The organism is Sphingobium sp. RAC03 (assembly GCF_001713415.1).
GTDB lineage: Bacteria > Pseudomonadota > Alphaproteobacteria > Sphingomonadales > Sphingomonadaceae > Sphingobium.
The window spans coordinates 864,362-884,124 of sequence record NZ_CP016453.1 but is presented as its reverse complement, the minus strand read 5'-3'; the positions used below and the strand labels follow the sequence as shown (position 1 = coordinate 884,124).

General features: G+C 61.4%; 17 protein-coding genes. 4 read left to right on the top strand and 13 right to left on the bottom strand.

What is annotated here, in order from left to right:
• Positions 1 to 19 precede the first annotated feature (19 nt).
• Both BSY17_RS03990 and BSY17_RS03985 read left to right on the top strand, forming a co-directional pair.
• Complete coding sequence (locus BSY17_RS03990) at positions 20 to 3,034, top strand: Tn3 family transposase (protein ID WP_037555775.1); 3,015 nt, start codon at positions 20 to 22, stop codon at positions 3,032 to 3,034.
• A gap of 70 nt (positions 3,035 to 3,104) precedes the next feature.
• A complete protein-coding gene (locus tag BSY17_RS03985; protein WP_069064422.1) occupies positions 3,105 to 3,317 on the top strand; it encodes a hypothetical protein in 213 nt (70 codons plus the stop codon).
• Here BSY17_RS03985 and BSY17_RS03980 read toward each other — a convergent pair.
• The 9 genes from BSY17_RS03980 to BSY17_RS03940 are packed head-to-tail and all read right to left on the bottom strand — an operon-like array spanning position 3,296 to position 11,244.
• Positions 3,296 to 5,305 carry a pyrroloquinoline quinone-dependent dehydrogenase gene (locus tag BSY17_RS03980; protein ID WP_069064421.1) on the bottom strand — a complete coding sequence of 670 codons (2,010 nt, stop codon included), beginning with the start codon at positions 5,303 to 5,305 and terminating at the stop codon, positions 3,296 to 3,298. The genes BSY17_RS03985 and BSY17_RS03980 overlap by 22 nt on opposite strands.
• A gap of 1 nt (position 5,306) precedes the next feature.
• A complete protein-coding gene (locus tag BSY17_RS03975) occupies positions 5,307 to 5,546 on the bottom strand; it encodes a biotin/lipoyl-containing protein (RefSeq protein ID WP_069064420.1) in 240 nt (79 codons plus the stop codon).
• Positions 5,547 to 5,558: 12 nt separating this feature from the next.
• The gene (locus tag BSY17_RS03970) at positions 5,559 to 6,551 is read right to left on the bottom strand and encodes an alpha-ketoacid dehydrogenase subunit beta (RefSeq protein ID WP_069064419.1); all 993 of its coding nucleotides are present in this window, start codon (positions 6,549 to 6,551) and stop codon (positions 5,559 to 5,561) included.
• A gap of 16 nt (positions 6,552 to 6,567) precedes the next feature.
• Entirely contained in the window at positions 6,568 to 7,563 is a 996-nt protein-coding gene (locus tag BSY17_RS03965) for a thiamine pyrophosphate-dependent dehydrogenase E1 component subunit alpha (protein ID WP_069064418.1), read from the bottom strand.
• Positions 7,564 to 7,590: 27 nt separating this feature from the next.
• Positions 7,591 to 8,889 carry a M24 family metallopeptidase gene (locus BSY17_RS03960; protein ID WP_069064417.1) on the bottom strand — a complete coding sequence of 433 codons (1,299 nt, stop codon included), beginning with the start codon at positions 8,887 to 8,889 and terminating at the stop codon, positions 7,591 to 7,593.
• 2 nt (positions 8,890 to 8,891) lie between these two features.
• Positions 8,892 to 9,359, bottom strand: a complete 468-nt coding sequence (locus tag BSY17_RS03955) for a cupin domain-containing protein (protein ID WP_069064416.1) — start codon at positions 9,357 to 9,359, stop codon at positions 8,892 to 8,894.
• 21 nt (positions 9,360 to 9,380) lie between these two features.
• Positions 9,381 to 10,142, bottom strand: coding sequence for an SDR family NAD(P)-dependent oxidoreductase (locus BSY17_RS03950; RefSeq protein WP_069064415.1), 762 nt, complete (start codon positions 10,140 to 10,142; stop codon positions 9,381 to 9,383).
• Positions 10,139 to 10,930: an SDR family oxidoreductase gene (locus BSY17_RS03945; protein WP_069064414.1), complete on the bottom strand. Its 792-nt coding sequence runs from the start codon at positions 10,928 to 10,930 to the stop codon at positions 10,139 to 10,141. The genes BSY17_RS03950 and BSY17_RS03945 overlap by 4 nt, the downstream gene beginning before the upstream one ends.
• A complete protein-coding gene (locus BSY17_RS03940) occupies positions 10,930 to 11,244 on the bottom strand; it encodes a putative quinol monooxygenase (RefSeq protein ID WP_069064413.1) in 315 nt (104 codons plus the stop codon). The genes BSY17_RS03945 and BSY17_RS03940 overlap by 1 nt, the downstream gene beginning before the upstream one ends.
• Positions 11,245 to 11,263: 19 nt before the next feature.
• Here BSY17_RS03940 and BSY17_RS03935 point away from each other — a divergent pair, with 19 nt between their 5' ends.
• The gene (locus BSY17_RS03935) at positions 11,264 to 12,793 is read left to right on the top strand and encodes a tetratricopeptide repeat protein (RefSeq protein WP_069064412.1); all 1,530 of its coding nucleotides are present in this window, start codon (positions 11,264 to 11,266) and stop codon (positions 12,791 to 12,793) included.
• 74 nt (positions 12,794 to 12,867) lie between these two features.
• On the opposite strand, the gene BSY17_RS03930 is transcribed toward BSY17_RS03935, so the two are convergent.
• Both BSY17_RS03930 and BSY17_RS03925 read right to left on the bottom strand, forming a co-directional pair.
• Complete coding sequence (locus tag BSY17_RS03930) at positions 12,868 to 15,084, bottom strand: TonB-dependent receptor (protein WP_237236149.1); 2,217 nt, start codon at positions 15,082 to 15,084, stop codon at positions 12,868 to 12,870.
• 610 nt (positions 15,085 to 15,694) lie between these two features.
• Positions 15,695 to 16,009 carry a Rieske (2Fe-2S) protein gene (locus BSY17_RS03925; protein WP_069064410.1) on the bottom strand — a complete coding sequence of 105 codons (315 nt, stop codon included), beginning with the start codon at positions 16,007 to 16,009 and terminating at the stop codon, positions 15,695 to 15,697.
• 151 nt (positions 16,010 to 16,160) lie between these two features.
• On the opposite strand from BSY17_RS03925, the gene BSY17_RS03920 reads away from it, so the two are divergent.
• Positions 16,161 to 16,919 (top strand): SDR family oxidoreductase, encoded by a 759-nt coding sequence (locus BSY17_RS03920; protein ID WP_069064409.1) that lies wholly within the window; start codon positions 16,161 to 16,163, stop codon positions 16,917 to 16,919.
• A 42-nt stretch (positions 16,920 to 16,961) separates the two neighbouring features.
• On the opposite strand, the gene BSY17_RS03915 is transcribed toward BSY17_RS03920, so the two are convergent.
• Together BSY17_RS03915 and BSY17_RS03910 are read right to left on the bottom strand one after the other, a co-directional pair.
• Complete coding sequence (locus BSY17_RS03915; RefSeq protein WP_069064408.1) at positions 16,962 to 18,314, bottom strand: aromatic ring-hydroxylating oxygenase subunit alpha; 1,353 nt, start codon at positions 18,312 to 18,314, stop codon at positions 16,962 to 16,964.
• Entirely contained in the window at positions 18,311 to 19,669 is a 1,359-nt protein-coding gene (locus tag BSY17_RS03910; RefSeq protein ID WP_069064407.1) for an aromatic ring-hydroxylating oxygenase subunit alpha, read from the bottom strand. Before BSY17_RS03910 ends, BSY17_RS03915 begins: the two co-directional genes overlap by 4 nt.
• Positions 19,670 to 19,763: the final 94 nt, after the last annotated feature.

The following is a 19,763-nucleotide window of genomic DNA, read 5'->3' as shown; positions in this document are numbered from 1 at the left end:
GTTGAAAGTTTCGCACGGTATGCCCACCCGTCACCTCACTGACGCCCAGCGTCAGGGCTTTGCCCGCTTTGATGGCGAACCGTCGGCCGATCAACTCGCGCGATATTTCCATCTGGACCAAACTGATCGCGACCTCATTGGAACTCTGCGCGGCGACCACAATCGGCTCGGCTTTGCCGTGATGCTGACGAGCGCCCGGTTTCTGGGCGCATTTCCAGTCTCGCCCGCCGAGATCCCAGCGTCGGTCCTGGCGGCCGTGATCGAACAACTCGCTCTTGAACCCGGCACGGACGTGGACGCCTATTTTGCGGGAAGCCGACGCATCCGGCACCTCGCGCTCATCCGGACGCACTGCGGCTTCACGGACTTTGGCGACAACGCGGTGGCACGTTTCCGGCTGACCCGATGGCTCTACGCCCTTTGCTGGAGCGGCGACGATCGGCCCGGCCCCCTGATTGATCGAGCTGCGGCCTGGCTGATCGCCAACAAGGTGCTGCTGCCGGGCGTCACGGTCGTCGAGCGCCTGGTTGGCAGGATCCGCGATCGTGCGCGGACCAGGCTTTGGCGCCATCTGGTCGCCAGCTTGAGCGATGACCAGCGCGTGCGCATCGCCGCGCTGTTTGACGATGGCGACACATCCACGTTCGCCGCCCTGGACGCGCTCCGGACCGTTCCCTCCAAGCGCATGCCGACCGAACTCTTCCGACACCTTGATCGGCTCGATGCGGTCCGGGCGTTCAATCTGCGGCCGGCGCCACCGCGGGGCGTTCCCGCCACAACCCTTGAGCGGCTCGCGCGGGTAGCGCGCGTCGGCAAGCCCTCGGCCATCGCCGCCCTTCAGGAGCCTCGTCGAACCGCGACCGTAGCCGCGCTCTTCCATACGCTCGAAGCGGCGGCCCAGGACGACGCCGCCGAGCTGGCCGAGGCTCTGCTCGCCGACTTGGTGAAAGGGGCTGAAGCCGCCGACAAACAGGCCCGCCTGCGCAGTCTGCGCGATCTCGATGGCGCCGCGATGCTGCTCCACGCAATGGGTCTGTTGGTTTTGACCGACGACGCCCTGCCCCTCAATGAATGGCGAGATGTGCTCTTCGAGCGGTTGCCCCGTCCCGACATCGAGGCCGCCATGTCCAAGGTGGAGGCGATCGCCAAGCCCGCGGAGACCAAGCCCTATGATCAACTGCGAACAAAATGGCGGAGCGCCCGGCGATTGTTCTTTGAAATCGCTACCCGCATCGAGACCGACGCTGCCCCAGGTGGCAAAAACGTCAAGGCCGCGATCAGCTACCTCAAGGGCGTGGACGACTGGTCCTCTCTCGTCAAGATGCGCGGCGCACCGATCGCTGCGGTCTCGAAGGCGTGGAGGCAACATGTCCTGGATGACGATGGCAGGATGCGCGACCCGAAGGCCTATGTCTTCGCGATCATCGATGCGTGGCGTCTGGCGATCAAGCGTCGCGATGTGTTCGCCAAGCCCGGCATCCGATACGGGGATCCCCGGCGCGGGATGCTCGAGGGCGAGTCCTGGCACAATTCCAGGTTGATGGTAGCACGCGCCCTGGGCCGATCTCTGGAAGCCGACATTGAGATTGACGGTCTCTCCCGCCTTCTCGACGAGGCATATCGACATGTCGTTGCGCGCGCCGGCGACAATCCGGACCTGCGTTTTGAGACGGTCGCCGACAAGATGGGGATTGTGGTCACGCCCCTCGACAAGCTTGATGAACCCGAGAGCCTTCGAGCACTTCGCGCCGCCGTCCAAACGCGCATGCCGAAGGCCGGAATGCCCGACATCTTTCTTGAAGTCATGGCGCGAACCGGATTTGCCAAGTCCTTTACGCATCTGAGCGAGCGTCAGGCCACCGTCGAGCACTTCGAGATAAGCCTGTGCGCGACCCTGGTCGGCGGCGCCTGCAACATCGGTCTTGAGCCGATCGTGCGCCCGGAATTTGCGGCTCTGCGTCGCGACCGTCTTTCTTGGGTCGGTCAGAATTTCATTCGGCCCGAGACCATCGCCGCGGCCAACGCCGCGATCGTTTCCGCTCACAGTCGTCTGGATATCGTCCAACATTGGGGCGCAGGCGAGGTGGCCAGCGCCGACGGCATGCGTTTTGTCGCTCCGTCGAGCGCCATACACGCCGGGCCCAACCCCAAATATTACGGCCAGGAGCGCGGCGTCACTTGGTACAACATGATTTCCAATCAGTTCAGCGGTCTGACCGGAGCGGTCATCCCCGGCACGTTGCGCGACAGCCTGGTCGTCCTGGCTCTCCTGCTGGAGCAGGAAACCGAGCTCGATCCTCTGGAGATCATGACCGACACCGCCGCCTATTCCGACGCCATTTTCGGTCTGTTCTGGCTCTTGGGCTACCGGTTCAGCCCCCGTCTGGCGGACATCGGCGACGCCAAACTCTGGCGTATCGACCGCCAGGCGAGCTATGGGCCGTTCGATCAGACCGCCTGGGGCAGGGTTAAAATCAATCTGATCCGGGAAAACTGGTCCGACCTTATCCGCTTGGCCGGATCGCTCAAGCTCGGCCACCTCAAGGCCGCAGGCGTCATGCGAATGCTGCAGGTCAAAGACCGCCCAACAACGCTGGCCAAGGCCCTGTCTGAACTCGGCCGCATCATCAAGACGCTGCATATCCTGCGATACATCGATGACCGGCCGTTCCGGCGACGAATATTGTTTCAGCTCAACCGGCAGGAATTGCGCCACAAGCTCGGTCGGCGCGTCCATCACGGCGATCGGGGCGAAATCAGAAGCCCTCTGCGTCAGGGCCAAGAGGAGCAGCTTGGGGTCCTCGGTCTGGCCCTCAACTCCATCGTCCACTGGAACGCTGTCTACATGCAGGAAACCGTGCGCCAACTCAGCGAGGCCGGGACGCCGCCGCTGCCCGCCGATATCGCTCGGCTCTCGCCGATATCTTGGCGTCACATCAATTTCCTCGGCCGCTACGACTTCTCCGTGCCTGACGCCGTCGCAAACGGCGGCCTCAGACCGCTACGCCAACCTAATTCCGAATGGGACTTTTGAAAGGAAATAATGCCCCTTACGACACTTTCCTGTTCCGCTCAGCCGCACGACCCTCTATCATCGCTGGGCGGTGGGCGCCGTCGATGAAGATCACTGCCGTATCGAACTCCATGCCAATTTTCTCAAGACCGCCAGTCTCGTCCTGATCGATCCTGTTCGTAGTAGCTATATCGCCATGCTGGCGGAAAAGCAGATGTCATTGGGACTGAGCGACATCGGGTCGCGCGCGTCTACCAACCGCGCGCAACGCGACGAAGGCGATCATTTCATCGGCAAGGCGTAGGCCACGATCTCATCCGATCGCTTGGTTTGAAACCACATATGCTGGCCCGACGCGACGACCACGAATTGCCGCCCGCCCGCCATATAGCTCATCGGTGTCGTCTGGCTGCCACCGGGTAGGGCGTCGCGCCATAATTCCTTCCCCGTGGCCATTTCGATCGCCCGCAGATAGCCGTCCATGGTTGCGGCGATGAACAGGACGCCGCCCTTCGTTGCGATCGGCCCGCCGATATTGGGCGTGCCCAAGGAGAGATCGAAGGGCAGCGGTACGGCGACCTTGTCGTTGATGGTGCCCAGCGGCACGTCCCAAAGCGTGCGGCCCGATCGCAGGTCGATCGCGGTCAGTCCGCCCCATGGCGGCTTGGTACAGGGGGCGCCCAACGGCGACAGCAACCATTCGCGCTTCACTTCATAAGGGGTGCCCGCCATCGGGGACACGTCTTCGGTCGCCGAGAGCTTGACGGTCCCACCGGCGCCCGGCGCGCGCCGACGCAACCGGATGACGGAAGCGATGCGGCTGGAATTGATATAGTAGATTTGCCGCGCAGGATCGATCGCACCCGCCCCCCAGTTCGCGCCACCCGAAGCGGCGGGGTAGGTGATCGTCCCGCGTTCGCTGATCGGGGTAAACAGCCCTTCGCTGCGATAGCGGGCGATGAGGTCGCGACATTTCCCGCGGTCCCAGGCGGTAAAACCCCATGCGTCCTCCGGCTTTACGGATTGCGGTACGATCGGCTTGGGCAATCTTGGTCGCGGCTGCGTCGGTGACAGCCACTCGCCCGGCATTCCACCTTGCGGTACCGGCACTTCGTCGATGGGAAATAGCGGCGCACCGGTTCGACGGTTGAGGATGAAGACATAGCCTTGCTTGGTAGGCTGGACCAGTGCCGGGACCGCGCGACCATCGCGCTGGATGTCGACAAGGGTCGGTTGAGCGGGCGTATCATAATCCCAGATATCATGATGGATCAGCTGGCGCGCCCAGACGAGCGCACCGGTTCGGGCATTCAACGCCACGACGCTGTTGGCATGCCGGTTGTCACCCGGACGCTGGCCACCATAATAGTCGGGCGATGCACTGGACGTGGGCAGGAAGACCAGCCCGCGCTGCGTATCGGCAGATATGACCGACCAGACATTGGCAGCACCGGTTTTCAGGCGACTATCGCCCATCCAGTCGCGATCGCTGCCGCCGGTCTGGGGAATGGGGTCGAATGTCCAGCGCGGCTGCCCCGTCCGAACATCATAGGCGCGAATGATGCCGCGCGGGGCGCTGGCGCGGACATTGTCCAGAACCGACGTGCCGACCACGATGCTGCCTGCCGCGATCGCTGCAGGTGCGGCCAGCTTGACCTCGCCAGGATGATGGAGTGGCCCCGGATCGATCCGCACCGTACCGTTCTGGCCAAATCCGGGGCAGGTCCGCCCGGTGCGGGCATCCAGCGCGATCAGGCGCATGTCGACTGTGGCTAGTATGATGCGCTCGGCGCACAGCGCGCCCGACGCCGCTTCGGGATCGCGCCATTGCGATACGCCGCGACAGATATATTGATCGGGCAGCTTGAAATTCGGGTCGATCTTGGGATCGAACGTCCACTTCTCCCGTCCCGTGGCCGGATCAAGCGCGATGACGCGGGAAAAGGGGGTGCATGTCACAAGCGAACCCGCGGCCAGTATCGGCGTGGTCTCGCTGGTGCTGTTGGCCAACATCGCTTCCGGGCGACGCGACAGTTCGCCCGTCGAATAGCGCCAGACGACCTGGAGATGCCCGACATTGCCTGGTACGATCTGCGCCGCCTCCGTATAGCGCGTGCCGGCCGCCGTAGCCCCCCATTGTGCCCAGGGGGTTTGGACGGGAAGGCGGGTAGGGATGAACAAAGGCGGCAACGGCGGGTGCGCAATACGCCACCATAGGCCCGCGCCTGCAAGGGCGACCAGCAAGATGAGGCCGCCAATGGCCCATCGCCGTTTGCGCCATATCCTTGGCATGTCAGACCAGGATCGTCGCGATGTGGCTGCGGACATCGGCGGATTCGCCTTCCGCTACCAAAATGTCGGTCAGGGTTCCCGAACCGGGTGACGGTACTTCGACGGTTGCCTTGGCCGCTTCCACTTCGAGCAAAGGTTCGCCTGCCTCGACCTTGTCGCCTACGGCCTTGAGCCATCGGACGATTTCGGCATCCTGCATTCCCATCCCGAACTGGGGGAGCAGCACCTTCATGTTGGCCATGATGATGTCCTCCTATGCCGGAACGGGTCGGGCCGCACCGACAAGGGTGCGAGCGGCCGCGACGATGCGGTCGACGGTGGGATAGAGCGCCTTTTCGATGGCGGGCGAGAAAGGCAGGTGCGTATCGGCTGTCGCGACCCGCAATACCGGGCCACGCAGCGCGTCGAATGCCTGCTCGACGATCAGGGCGGATATCTCGCTGGCGGCGCTGCATGTCTGATGGGCGGGATCGACCGTGATCGCGCGGCCGGTCTTGCGCACCGATTTCAAGATGAGCGCCTTGTCGAGTGGCACCAAGCTGCGTGGGTCCACGACTTCGATCGATATGCCCTCCTTCGCCAGCAGTTGCGCGGCCTTGAGCGCCAACGGAACCGCGCCGGCAACGGCGATCACGGAGATGTCGGTGCCTTCCCGCTTGATGTCCCCCTTGCCCAACGGAATGATGAAATCTGGATCGTCGGGCATGTCGGACTTGCTGGTCCAGCAGGTGCTGTCTTCGAAACACAGGACCGGGTCATCATCACGGATTGCGGCCTTCAACATGCCTTTCATGTCATAGGCGCTGGACGGCACCATGATCTTGAGACCTGGAACGTTCATGAACATCGAATAGGGTCGGTCGCTATGCTGCGCCGCGTTGGAATTGCCGTAGAACAGGCATGTACGGATCACGAGCGGCAACGTCGCCTGTCCGCCGTAAATATAGCGGGACTTGGCGATAATGCTCATGATCTGATCCATGGCAGGATAGAGGAATGAGGCGATGGTCGCATCGACGATGGGTCGCATCCCCACCATGCTCGCACCGGCCGCCGCGCCGATGAATCCATTTTCCGAAATCGGCGTATCGCGCACGCGCTCCACGCCAAAGGAATCGACGAAGCCGGTCGTGGTGCCGAACACGTTGCAGATGATGTCCTCGCCCATGATGAAGACGCGTTTGTCGCGCGACATTTCCTCATGTTGTGCCTGGCGGATCGCTTCGAGATATGTGGCCTTGGTCATGAACTGGTCCTTGCCTTCAAGCGGTCAGGTAATCGGGGATGGGCAGACGATCGACGAACACATCGTCAAACGCATCGGCCTGTTCGGGATAGGCGCTGTCGCGCGCAAACTGCAGGGCGTCGGCGACTTCGTCGGCCACCTCCTGCTCCATGCTATCGAGTATGGCGGCGGTGACTCCCGCTTCCAGCAGGCGCGCGCGATAGAGCGTGAGCGGATCGCGCTTGCGCCACTCGTCCACTTCCGTGCCCCGATCCAGCAAGATGCGGCCCATGTTCACGGCATGATCCGCGTACCGATAGGTCTTGGTCTCGACCAGGGTCGGCCCACCGCCGGTACGGGCACGCTCCACAGCTTCCGTCACGGCCGCTTCCACTGCATCGACATCCTGCCCATCGACGATGATCGCGGGCATGGCATAGGCCTTTGCCCGCTCGGCTATGTCCTTCACCGGCACTGCGGCGGAGGCTGGCGTGGAAACGGCATAGCCATTATTCTCGCACACGAAGATCGCTGGCAGCTTCCACACCGCCGCCAGGTTCATGCCTTCGTGGAAAGCCCCTTCGTTGGTTGCGCCATCGCCGAAAAAGCACAGCGCGACGCGATCGTTGCCTTGCAGCTTTGACCCCAGCGCCGCACCTGCTGCAACCGGTATGCCGGACCCGACAATGCTCGTTTCGCCCAGGCTGCCGACGGAAAAGTCGGACAGGTGCATCGAGCCACCCTTGCCTTTGCAGATGCCCGTCGCCTTGCCGAGCAGTTCGGCCATCAACGGGCGTAACTTGGCCCCTTTGGCGATGGGATGACCATGGCTGCGATGCGTACCCACCATATAATCGTCGTTACGCAGCGCGATGCAGGCACCGACGCCGGAGGCTTCCTGCCCGGCATAGGTGTGGAGTGCGCCAGGAATTTCGCCGGCAGCATGAATGGCTTCCGCCTTGTCTTCGAAATGGCGGATACGCAACATCCTGCGGTATTTTTCAAGGCTGCGATCGTTGGGTCTATCGGTCATGACTATTCCTTCAGGGGATAAGGACTTTCAGGCAAAGGCGGCTTCGGCGGAGGCAGAGCTGCGGTCGGCCACGATCAGTTCGAGCGGCGCGGCGTACATGGGTTCGGGCCCATCAGCGGTGATGGCGTAGACATTTTCCATGTGGCACGGGCCAAGCTTTGCGCCGAAGAACAGGCTGTCGAGGCTGATGAGCATGCCTTCTTCCATCACGAACCCCTGCTTCACACCCGCCAGCCCGGCAGCAGGATAGGGAAGCGGTATTTCGAGCGGCATCAGGCCGATGCCATGGGCGACCACCAGCAGCTTTTCCGGTGCAGCGACGCCGTGCGCCTTGAGATGGTCGTAGCCGATCGCAGGCAGGCTGTTGGTCGATACGCCTGGACGCAGCATGTCCACCATCTTGAGAAAGCCATCGCGCAAGATGTCGTGCAGCCGTTGATAGTCCGGTGGGGGCGTCCCGATGACGGCGGTCCGGTTGATATCGATCCAGAAGCCGTCGAGGACTCCCTGTGTTTCGAGAATGACAATGTCGCCCTTGCGCAGCGGGCGATTCCCTGCGGTGCGGAACAGGTCGGGGATAAAGTCATCGCCATCATAGCTTCCGCCAAAGAGCATCGCACCTTCATCGACGGGAATGACCTGGTTGCGGACCATGAAGTCGCAAATGCCCGCCTGGACATGGTTCCAGTCCGCCCCTTCGTGAAGCAGCGACCCGGCATGCGCGATGACGCGATCGGCCATCTTGCCCACCGTGCGATAGCGCGCCAGTTCCTCCGGCGTCTTCACCACGCGCACGCGCATCATCAGGTCGAGCGCGTCGCGATAGACATGCGGTGCCCCCGACATGGCGGCAGCGGAGAGGCGATGTTCGTCGAAGCCGATCGTACATCCGACCAGCCCATGATCGACCATCGCCGCCGTCACGGCCGCGGCTATGTCGGGCTGGCATGTGCCGCGGATGGCACCCGCAATCGCCATGGCATCATCGGCAAGGCGACTGCTTGCGCGATCAGGATCGACATAGCGGCTCACCTCGCAGAAGTTCAGCATGTCGAACGTGCGGATCTCGTCGAAAGTGCAGGTGGGCGCGTGACGGTTGAGGACCGCGACGATGCCCAGATTGGCTTCCGGGATCACTAATATGGTGGGCTTGGCCGGATCGGCGAATAGGATCGCTGCGGCAAACGGCTCCATCTGTGTCCAGCGTTCCAGCACCGAATGATAGCCGGTAGCGTATCGGACATCATGCGGGTGACTGAGGACGACGGCACTCAAACCTTCTGCGGCAAGCTGGGCGCGCAGGCGCGCAACGCGGGCGTTGGTCATGGTCAAGCCGCCGCCAGGGCAGCGTCGGTGCCCTCGTTCGAGATGTCGGAGACCAGCGCGCCTTGGGCGAGGTCGCGCAGAAATTCATGGTTCAGGATGAAGCGTACGTCGCCGTCCGGGCCGGTAAAGGCGACCGCGCCATGGCCCATGAACAGATATTCCGTCACTTGCTCGCACCGGGCTTCGTTGTGGCGCGACCCGATCGGTTCATAGCCGTAGGTTCCGGCTGGTGCCGACCCGACATCGTAGAGCAGTTCGCCCTTCGTGACAAAATATTGGCCATGCCCCAGATGCCAGTGCGGTGCGAATGTCGCGCCGGGCTGCATTTCGACCCACAGCACCCAATCGCCCGTCTCCTCGCTGTAGCGCAGCAGGCGAATGGTGGTCCCCTGTCCCAACTCATGTGCGCGGGCATCGGCGATGTTTACGATAAGATCGCCCGTTTTTCCGGCGTCATGCTCGATGGTCATCTTCAATCTCCTCGAATGGAATTACATGGTGGCGGTCAGGCCTTCGTCGGCGGCGATCACAGCGCCATGGACCGCGCTGGATTGGGGACTGGCCAGATAGAGAATGAGGTCGGCAATCTGCGTCGGGTCCATGAAGAACTGGCGCCGGGGGCTGGGAAGGTTTTCCATCATCGCCGCGATCGCCTGCTCGCCCGCCGGTGTGCGCAGGCCAGCGGTCAGGGGCGTCGCGACGGCGCCGGGGCATACGCAATTGATGCGGATGCCTTTTGGTCCCTGTTCGGCCGTTAGGGTGCGGGCCAGCATGGCGACCCCGGCTTTCGATGCCGAATAGGCGCTATCGCCTGCACGACCCGCAATCCCGCTGACCGAGCTGACGAAGATGATGCGGCCTTCGCCCCGCGCGATCATCGCGGGAAGCACTGCTTGGGTGACGTAGAAGCTGCCTTTCAGATTGACGTCGATATGCCGGTCGAACAGCGCGATCGGACTGTCCGGCACCGGATTGGGCTGCCAGATGGCAGCGTTGTTGACCAATATGTCGGCGGCGCCGAGTTCGGTTTCGATCGATGCTACGGCGTGCGCCACCGCATCTGCATCGGCGATATCAACCTGCCGGGCTGCCGCGACGCTACCACTCGCTATCGCGGCGTCGAGTTCATCCTGGGGGGCGTTGGACAAAATGGCGACTTTCGCGCCCTGCGCCGCGAAAGACCGCACAACCGCTTCGCCGATCCCCGACGTGCCGCCGGTGACCAGCGCAATCTGTCCGGCAAAGCGGGTCATTGCGCGGTATATCCGCCATCGACCACCAGTTCGGAGCCATGCATGTAGCCGGACTCGTCGGAGGCCAGGAAGCGCACCGTCTTGGCGATGTCGATCGGATCGGCCATGCGCCCAATCGGATGGGCGGGGGCAAGGCCCTTGGCGGCCTCCTCCACCGACGCCGCGAACCCATTATCGACGATCCGTTGCAGGATGTGATCGACCATGGTGGTGTTCACACCGCTGGGGTGAACGCTGTTCACCCTAATCTTGTAGCCAAGCGCCGAGAACTCCATCGCGCAGGCTTTCGAAAATAGCCGCACGGCGCCCTTCGATGCGCAATAGCCGGTATGCAGCGGCGACCCGATCATGCCCGCTACCGACGAAATGATGATGATGGAGCTGCCGAAGGGACGTTGGGCACCGGTACGCTGCATCAGGTCGGCCGCGACTTTCGTGCCCAAAAACGGACCATCGACATTGACGGCCATCTGTTTGCGCCATTGTTCGATGCTGGTGTTCTGCATCTTTTCGACCACCACGATACCCGCGACATGCACCAGAATATCCAGCGCGCCATGGTCCGCCTCGACGGCGGCGACCACCCTCTGCCAGTCGTCCTCGTTGGTGACATCTAACGGGTGATATTGGCTGTTAGCTATGCCTTGGCTCCAGGCGGTTCCGTCGGCAGCGATATCAGCGCCGATAACGGTAGCGCCTACCTCGGCCAATGTGCGGCAGATTTCCGAACCGATGCCACCGGTGCAGCCTGTCACCAGTGCCACCCGTCCTTCGAGCGAAGCGATCATTATGCGTCTCCTTGAATGTGATGATCGGTCAATGGCGTGAACAGGCGGATGTCCGGATCACCCTCGACACAGGCCCAGCCTGCGACCGACATCGCCTTGTGATAGGGCATGTCCGCATGGGCACGCCGTGCCGCTTCATTCGCGAACACTTCGATGAAGACGAACAGCGCGGGGTCGTCCTGGCTGCGCATGACCTGAAAGATCGGGACATCGGGTTCATTCGCCCGCACGTCCTTTTGCAGTTGGGCGACGAGTGCGGCAAAGCTGTTTGACTTTTCCGGCTTCGTGCGGACATGCATGAGTACGCCAATCATCTGTGAGGCCTTTCGATCAATGTATTCGGATTTGCTGGATAAGGCGGTCAGGCTGGCGCAAGGGCCAGATCCGGCAGCGGCCCGGCCGCATATCGCGGCGCTGCTGGCTCAGCGCCATGATGATCCCGACGCTCTCACGCTGCTGGGGCTGGTTGCCCAGCGCACGGGAGACGATGCCGCAGCGCTGGACGCTTTTGCGCGCGCGCGGGCCGGTGACCCGGATAATCCCGCTCGTCTCGGCAACCACGCCATTGCGCTCAAGAAGGCCGGGCGATTTGCGGAGGCGATCGAGACGTTGCAACGGTCGCTTGTCTTGCGCCCAGGATCGGCGGTGACGCTTGCCAATCTCGGTTCCTGCCTGATCGCCGCAGATCGCGCCGAAGAGGCCGAAACGCCATTGCGGCAGGCCATCGCCGCCAATCCTGGGCATTTCGAGGCCTGGAACAATCTGGGTGTCGCGCTTGCGCGCACGAGGCGGCATGGCGATGCGATCGCTGCCTATCGCAAGGCGCTCTCGATCCGCCCCGATCATGTCGAGGCAGCGCTTAATCTGGTCGACGCGCTGTCCGCAGAAGGGCGCATGAGCGAGGCCGAAGCAAGCGCGATGGAGATGGTCCAGCGCCTGCCGGGACATGCGCGCGCGGCCAATCAACTCGGCGGACTGCTGGAAGCGAAGGGCAATCTGCAAGAAGCGGTTGCTATTTATGCGACCGCATTCGCAACCGGGCCGATCAACCACCCCGTGGGCGTCAACCTGGCGCGCGCCTTGATCCGCATGGGCCGATATGATGACGCCGTCGGCGTGACGGATCGTCTTATTGCGGCATTGCCAACCGTGACGACCCCGCTGGCTCTCAAATCGGCTGCCCTCGATCATTTGGGTCATGCCGAAGAACGGCGCGAACTTATCGGACTTGATCGGTTCGTAAAGGTCGTGGATGTCGACAGCGCGCCCGGTTTCTCTTCCATGGCCGCTTTCAACGCCGCCTTGGAAGGCGAACTGCGCAGCCACGCTTCGCTGACGTTCGAACCGGACGGTCTTGTGACCCGCAAAGGGCAGCAAAGCGACAACCTTGCGAAGGCCGACACACCGGCGTTGCAAGCCTTGGCGCAGATTGCGACGGGCGAGCTTGAGGCCTATCTGGCGGGTCTGGTCCGTAGCGCACACCCCTTCGTACAAGCGATGCCCGATCGTTGGACGCTGACGATGTGGGGAACGATATTGTCGCCGGGCGGCGCCGTGGAACCGCATATCCATGCGCCCAACTGGCTGTCGGGGGTCTATTATCCCGCCTTGCCGAAAGAAACGGTCGAAGGGCAGCAGGGTTGGTTCGCGATTGGGGCCTTGCCCGACAGTCTGGGCGGTGGTGGCACACGCCACGCCTACGAACCACGGGCGGGGCGGATGATCCTGTTCCCGTCCTATCTGTGGCATACGACCTTGCCCTTCGGCGGTGCACAAGACCGGATAAGTTTTGCGTTCGATCTTGTCCCTGAAGGCATCGGGCGCGCCCACAGCCTGAAAAATTTGCCGGGTCGGCCACGCTGACCCGGCAGGTATGTCCAGATCGCGTCGGACAATGACGGCGATCGGGAGGGGACAGGCTAAAGACATCTTGTGGCTCAGAATTTCGCGGCAAATTCGACACCAAAGGAGCGCGGCGGCGCATAATTGGTGAAGTTGAACAGCCCCGCGACGGAATTGGCGGAAACACGGTAGACTTTGTCGAGCAGGTTGCGCCCATAGACCGACACTCGGTATCTTTCCGACGGATCGGACCAGTGGATGCTGGCCCCGACCAGCGTTCGCGCCTGCCCCTGCGTGAAGGGTGCGTTGAGCGTCACCGATTCATATTCCGACTGGTAATTGGCATCTGCATTCAGGCTGATCTGCCCCCATGCTGCAGGTGGAAATTCATAGTTGGCGGTAACATTCGCCGTGATCTTCGGCACGTTGCGCAATTTGAGGAAAGACGCATCCTCGTTCGTGCCGTTGCCATCGATGTCGGTAAAAAATTCCAGATATCTGGCCTTTTGATAACCCATTGATGCACCCAGCGTCAGGCCATCGACCGGCACCGCACCCAGTTCCAGTTCCAGTCCGTAGACCTCGGCCCTGCCGGCATTGGTCGTGCGTGTCTCTTGGCCAGGCAGACCCGTGATGGGGTCGATGAACGGCACGACCGCGTCACGCTGCAGATCATTATATTTCACGTAGAAGGCAGCGGCGTTGAAGCGCAGGCGCCGATCGGGCGTTTCCGTTTTCAGCCCTAGTTCGAAACTGTCCGCCGTCTCCTCCCGGAAGGGCAGAGCCGAGGTTGCCGACATCGCCTGCTCATTATAGCCACCCGACTTATAGCCCTGGCTGTAGGTGAAATAATTGTTGATCCCGTCGGCAATTTCCCAGCGATAGCCTGCTCTGATCGTCGGCTTGGAGAATTTGGCGCTATCGGAATATTCTGGCCAGAACCCCGTTGCGATCGTGGACCTGCGGACCTGCGGCCGGATGGAGAAGCTCTTTTCCTCCTTCGTATACCGTCCACCCAGGAACAGCGAGAAGGCTTCCGCCAGCTTATATTCGGCTTCGCCAAACACGGCATAGCTATCGACCTTATAGTCCGCCGTCGACTGGTTCGGATCGGTCAGTGCCGTGGGATCGCCAAGGAAACGCAGGAAGCCAAGCAGAGACGTCGCGTTGGCGTCCAGCGTCTGTCCCCAATACATGGCGCCTACCGTCATCTTCAGCCTATCCGAAAAATCGGAGCTGAAGCGGGTTTCCAAACTATATTGCTCGCGCACATCGTCGCGGGTCGACACGAAGAGAAAGGCGTTCTCGCCGGTATAATCAGACGGCAGGATCGATTTCACACGGCGGTATCCGCCCACCATCGTTATCGCACCGACACCATCGATCCTGTGCTCACCCCGCAGATATAGTCCGTCGACATCGATGCGATGCCCCCGCAACGTGCCGGGGCAGGTTGGCGTGGTAGCATTGCCGACATTGTTCGCGTCACCCGCACATAATGTCGTGCCGGTCTCAAAAGGGCTTTTTCCGGTTGTCTGGATGCCTGGAAAACCAACGACGTCGAACAGAAACCCGGCGGGCGTCTCATTGACACTCGGCGGTGAATCGCCGCGATCGCGCAGCATTTCATAGGTCAGCATCAGGTCGGTGTCGGGCGTTGGTTCCCAGAGCAGTTTGGCCCGGCCGCTGAAATAGCGGCTGCCACTGCGACGCTTTCCTGTGCCCGGCAGCCCCTGTATGCCATCGACGCCATTATTCTTCGACAGGCGGTAATAGCCATCGCCTTCCTGGAAGGAGCCAGCGACGCGGAAGAACAGATTGTCCGCAAGCGGGACGTTGAGCGACGCCTTGATATCCTTGGTATTGAAGCTCGAATAACCCACACGCAACTCGCCGCCAAAGGTCCGTTCGGGGCGTTTGGTGAGGACATTGACGACACCGCCGACAGTGTTCTTCCCGAACAAAGTTCCCTGCGGGCCGCGCAACACTTCGATACGTTCAATGTCGAAAAGGTCGAATAATTGGGTCTGCACATGCGCCAGCACGAAATCGTCAACGACGACACCGATCGCAGGCTCGAAGGTCAGGATGATATCGCCTGTGGATTGCCCGCGGATACCGATCGAGGCGGCGTTGAAGCCGGGCACATTGGTGATGACCACGTTCGGCACATCGCCGGCAAGTGCGCGAATATCCGTCGCGAACTTGCGATCGATGGCCTCCGATGAAAAAGCCGTGACGGCAATCGGCGTGTCTTGAAGCGATTCCGACACACGGCGGGCGGTAACGACGATATCTTCGAGACCTGACACTTGGCCGCGCTCTTGCGGCGCTGAGGCTGGCGGTGGGTTTGAAGCGACTTGCCCTGCATCCGTTTGCGCCACGGCAATGGTGCTAACGCTTGAGAATAGCAGGCCTACGGCTGCCCCGTAGACGTAATTCGACCGTTGGCGGAATCCACCCATAGCATCCTCCCTCTCAAATCCCGGTCGCTTGTGTTGCGACTCGGAATGGTGACCACTGCCAATGCAGCGACAGCCATAAAAGAACATAGATGTTCGTTTATTGAAAGGCCAAAACGACAATCATGTTTGCTTTTTATATGAACACTGTCCTGACAATTATTTATCGATGAATTTGAACATGTTACATGTAGTACGGAAAGGTGACGGGTTTCGCCCACGCGCGGTATGCGGCCGCCAATTCCGGTTCCGCGCAAGCGAAGTACGCACGGGATCGCGCACCCTGGCTGTTCCGATGATCTTGGATGGCCCTAGTTTGCCGGGCGGCGCGCGCAGTCGCAAATAATGGTCTGATCGCTTGGCTGCGATGGTCATCGACTTCCGCTTACCCTGTGGCGCAGCGCGGAGGCGTCAAAGCCTTGGTCGCATTGGCTGCCCTTAGGCAGCAGTTCGACGAATATCAGTCGTTTGGAATGTCGGCGTAGATTTCATCACCGATCAACTCGGTTTCATACACGGCGATCGGCTTTTTCGTGAGCGTGCCGTTAGGTGTGCCGTCACGCATGTTGAAACGGATACCGTGCAGGGGGCAAAAGATATACGGTCCCTTTACCTTTCCACCCTCCAGCAGGGCATAGGCGTGGCTGCACATATTCTCGATCGCGAAAACACCGGCGCTGGATCGGCACACCAGGACAGAACGACCATCGACATCGAATGCCTTGCTACCTGTTTCGGGCACATCATCCAGAGTGGCGAGCCGATGTCGCGTCATACAATATCCTGTTCCATATCATCCGTAATGGCATGGTAGAGCGGCCGTTAAAAAAGACAATCCTGAATGTTTTATCTGGACGCACGGAACGTCTGCGTTATCGTGGACGTCATACAGGGCGTGACAATGCACGCTGGATCAGGAGAGTGATATGGGCCGGGTAGAAGGCAAGGTTGCGTTGGTCACAGGCGGCGGTTCGGGCCTTGGTGCCGCGGATTGCGTCGCGCTGGCGCGAGAAGGAGCCATGGTGGTCGTAACCGACGTCAAACTGGAAACCGCCCAACGCGTTGCGGACCAAATCGGCGGCGACGCAATGGCACTGGCACTCGACGTAGCGTCGGAAAAAGACTGGATTGCCACCATGGAGGCCATCGAACAGCGGTTCGGGCGGCTCGACATATTGGTTAACAATGCTGGCGTCGTGTTGAGCGCTGATGTCGAAGACACCACGCTGGAACAATATCGCTGGGTCAACGCCGTGATGAGCGAAGGCGTCTTTCTAGGATGCAAATATGCGATCCCGTTTATGAACCGGAACGATGGCGGGTCCATCATCAACATGTCATCCACGGGCGCGTTGCTCGGCTATCCGATCTTCTTCGCTTATTCCGCTGCCAAGGGTGCTGTGCGGTCGATGACCAAGTCGATTGCGGTGATGTGCCAGGAAAAGGGATATAAGATCCGCTGTAATTCGGTGCATCCCGGCTCGATCGAAACGCCGATGGTGCAACAGGCGGAGGGGCGGTCCGGTCAGGAAAAGACCGTCCCCGCCGGTATATTGAAACCCGGCGAAAGCGGCGCACCCGAAGATGTGGCGGCGATGATTGTGTTCTTGGCCTCGGATGAATCGCGCTTCGTCACTGGCGCGGAGATGGTGGTCGACAATGGCGTGACCATCCGGCCATTCTGACCGGAGGGCACGGGGCGCGTTGGACGCGCCCCGTGCCTGGGTTCAATCCGGCTTGCTCATCCACTGGTCGAGATGGTTGTGGAAATGGCGCAGGCGCGCTTCCTGCTCTCCCCATAGCGGCCCGCGAAAACCGCGCGAGCGGGCACCGGCTTGAACGATAGGGAGAAGGTCGGAATCCTGATCGAGCACTTCGCCCATGCCCGGCGATTCCCCTAGGGCGGTATGCACCACGTCAGGCCGTGTCTCGCCCGACATATCGACATCGTCCGCCAATCCCATCCACAAGGGCGCACCATAACCGGGCACGTCGATGTGGCGATATAATATGGTGGTGTCATAGGTGAACTGGTTCGGGTCGTCGGCATGCGGTTTGAACCGATGCAGGAACACCGCTTCGGGATGACAGCCGATCTGGGCATTGGGGAACACGCCGAATATGGTGGCGTCCGTCAGCTGCGCGTCGCTGAACCGGTCATAGTCGAGGCCCAGACGCTTGGCTCGGTCCCGCTTGGCCATGGCGATGGCCGACCGGCTGTCAGCGGCGGTGCCGTCAAAGCTCTTCGGATCAAGCCCCGCATCCTGAAGCATCACGGCGATGCCCGGATTGATCCCCTGTTGATCGGGGAAATGCGAATTGGGCTGGCCAAAGGGCACGAACTGGCGGCTCATGCCATTTTCGAACAGGTCGATATGGGTGCGGTCGTCCAGCATCCCCATGGTCTGCGGATGAATGGCGTGCAAGTGATAGCTTTCGTAAAAGGCGTCCACCCCGCCTTTCCAATTGGCCGCCCAGTCGGACCGGCGATGCTGGACCACATACATCTGGTCCATTTCATAGGTTTCGAGCATGGGCAGGATGGTGCCCAGATAGTCGCGTAGCGGGGGCACATCGTCCGACATGGAAATGAAGACCAGCCCGGCCGCTTCCTCGACGCGCACCGACGACAGGTTGATGTCGTGGCATAACACTTCGGGCCGGAATGTCTCGGCGTCGGTCACCGCGATGTTGCGACCGTCCAGCGCGAATTTCCAGCTGTGGAAGGGGCAAGTGAAACTGCTCTGCGATCCGACATCGTCCATCACCAGTCGGCTGCCGCGGTGGGGACAGACGTTGTAATGGGCGGCCAGCGCCCCATCGTCGCCACGCACGATGATGAAGCTTTCCACGCCGATGTCGAACCGCATCCAGTCGCCCGGTTCGCGCACGTCGCTGACCGGCCCCGCCAGCAACCAGCATTTGGTGAAGACCCGGTCCCATTCCTTGGCGGCAAAGCCGGGGTCGGTGTAGCGGGCCGGGTCGGGTACGGCTGTGCCATTGTCGACATAGGGGGCAGGCGCATCGAAGGGATGCACCGACCCCTTATGCACGGCCCAACTGCGCGGGTCATAATTCATGACCGCGACCCCTGTGCCATGCGCCGGTCCAGTTCGGCATGAAAATGCCGCAGCCTCGCTTCCTGTTCGCTCCACAAGGGACCGCGGAAGCCGCGTGAGCGTGCGCCTGCCTGGACGATGGGAAGAAGGTCGGAATCCTGATCCAGCACTTCGCCAAGGCCCGGCGGCTCGCCCAGGCCGGTGTGGACGATGTCGGGCCGGTCATCGCCGGTCAGGTCGATATCGTCGCCCAGCCCCATCCATGCAGGCGGGCAATAACCCGGTGCATCGACGTGGCGATACAGGATGCAGGTATCATAGGTAAACTGGTTCGGATCGGTCGCGTGCGGGAGGAAGCGGTGCAGGAAGATCGCTTCGGGGTGACAGCCGATCTGCGCGTTGGGAAACAGGCTATAGACCGTCGAGTCACTTAGTTGCGTATCGCTGAACCGGTCATAGTTCAGGCCGTGTCGCGCCGCGCGCTCCCGCTTGGCCTGCTGCACCGCTGCCCGCGTGTCATGGGCCGTCCCCTGATAGCTGGCAGGGTCGATCCCGGCGTCCTGCAACATCATGGCGATGCCTGGATTGACGCTGTCCTGGTCGGGGAAACGGGGGCTGGGTTGGGCAAAGGGCACGAACTGGCGGCTGAGGCCACCGGGATAGAGATCGATCTGGGTGCGGTCGTCCATCAGACACTGGGTCTGGGGATGGACGGCATGGAGATGATAGATTTCGGCAAAGGCATCGACGCCGCCCTTCCAGTTGGCACCCCAATCGGACTTGCGATGCTGGACGACATGCATCCTATCGATTTCATAAAGCTCCAGTTGCGGCAACACGGGGCCTAACCATTGCGCGACTGGCTCGATGTCCGGGTCCATGGAAATAAATACCAGACCAGCGGCCACTTCGCAGCGGACGGAGGTCATATTCAGATCATGGCATAAAACCTCCGGGCGGAATGTTTCAGGGTCGGTAACCGCGATATTATGCCCTTCCAGATCGAACTGCCAGCTATGGAACGGGCAGGTGAATTGCGCCGCGCTACCGGTGTCGGCAAGCACCAGCCGACTGCCGCGATGGGGGCAGACATTATAATGGGCATGAACATCGCCATTATCGCCGCGCACGATGATGAAGCTTTCCGGCCCGATGTCGAACGTGGCAAAGTCGCCCGGTTCGCGGACGTCGGACAGGGGGCAGGCCAGCAACCAGCTTCGGGCGAATACCGTTTCCCATTCCGCGGCGGCGAACGCCTTGTCATGATAGCGCGCGCTGGTTGGGCGATCGGTGCCGTTGTCGATCGGCGGAGCTGGATCGTTAAAGGGGTGGGGTGTCCCGACATGGATATTCCACAGGCGGAAGTCGACCGTCATCGCATCTCTCCTTTGCGACCTTCATTGTCGCTGCGAGTCCGTTCTGAAGCGGCTCGACTTGCAATAAAAAACATGCATGATTGTTTTGCAAGCT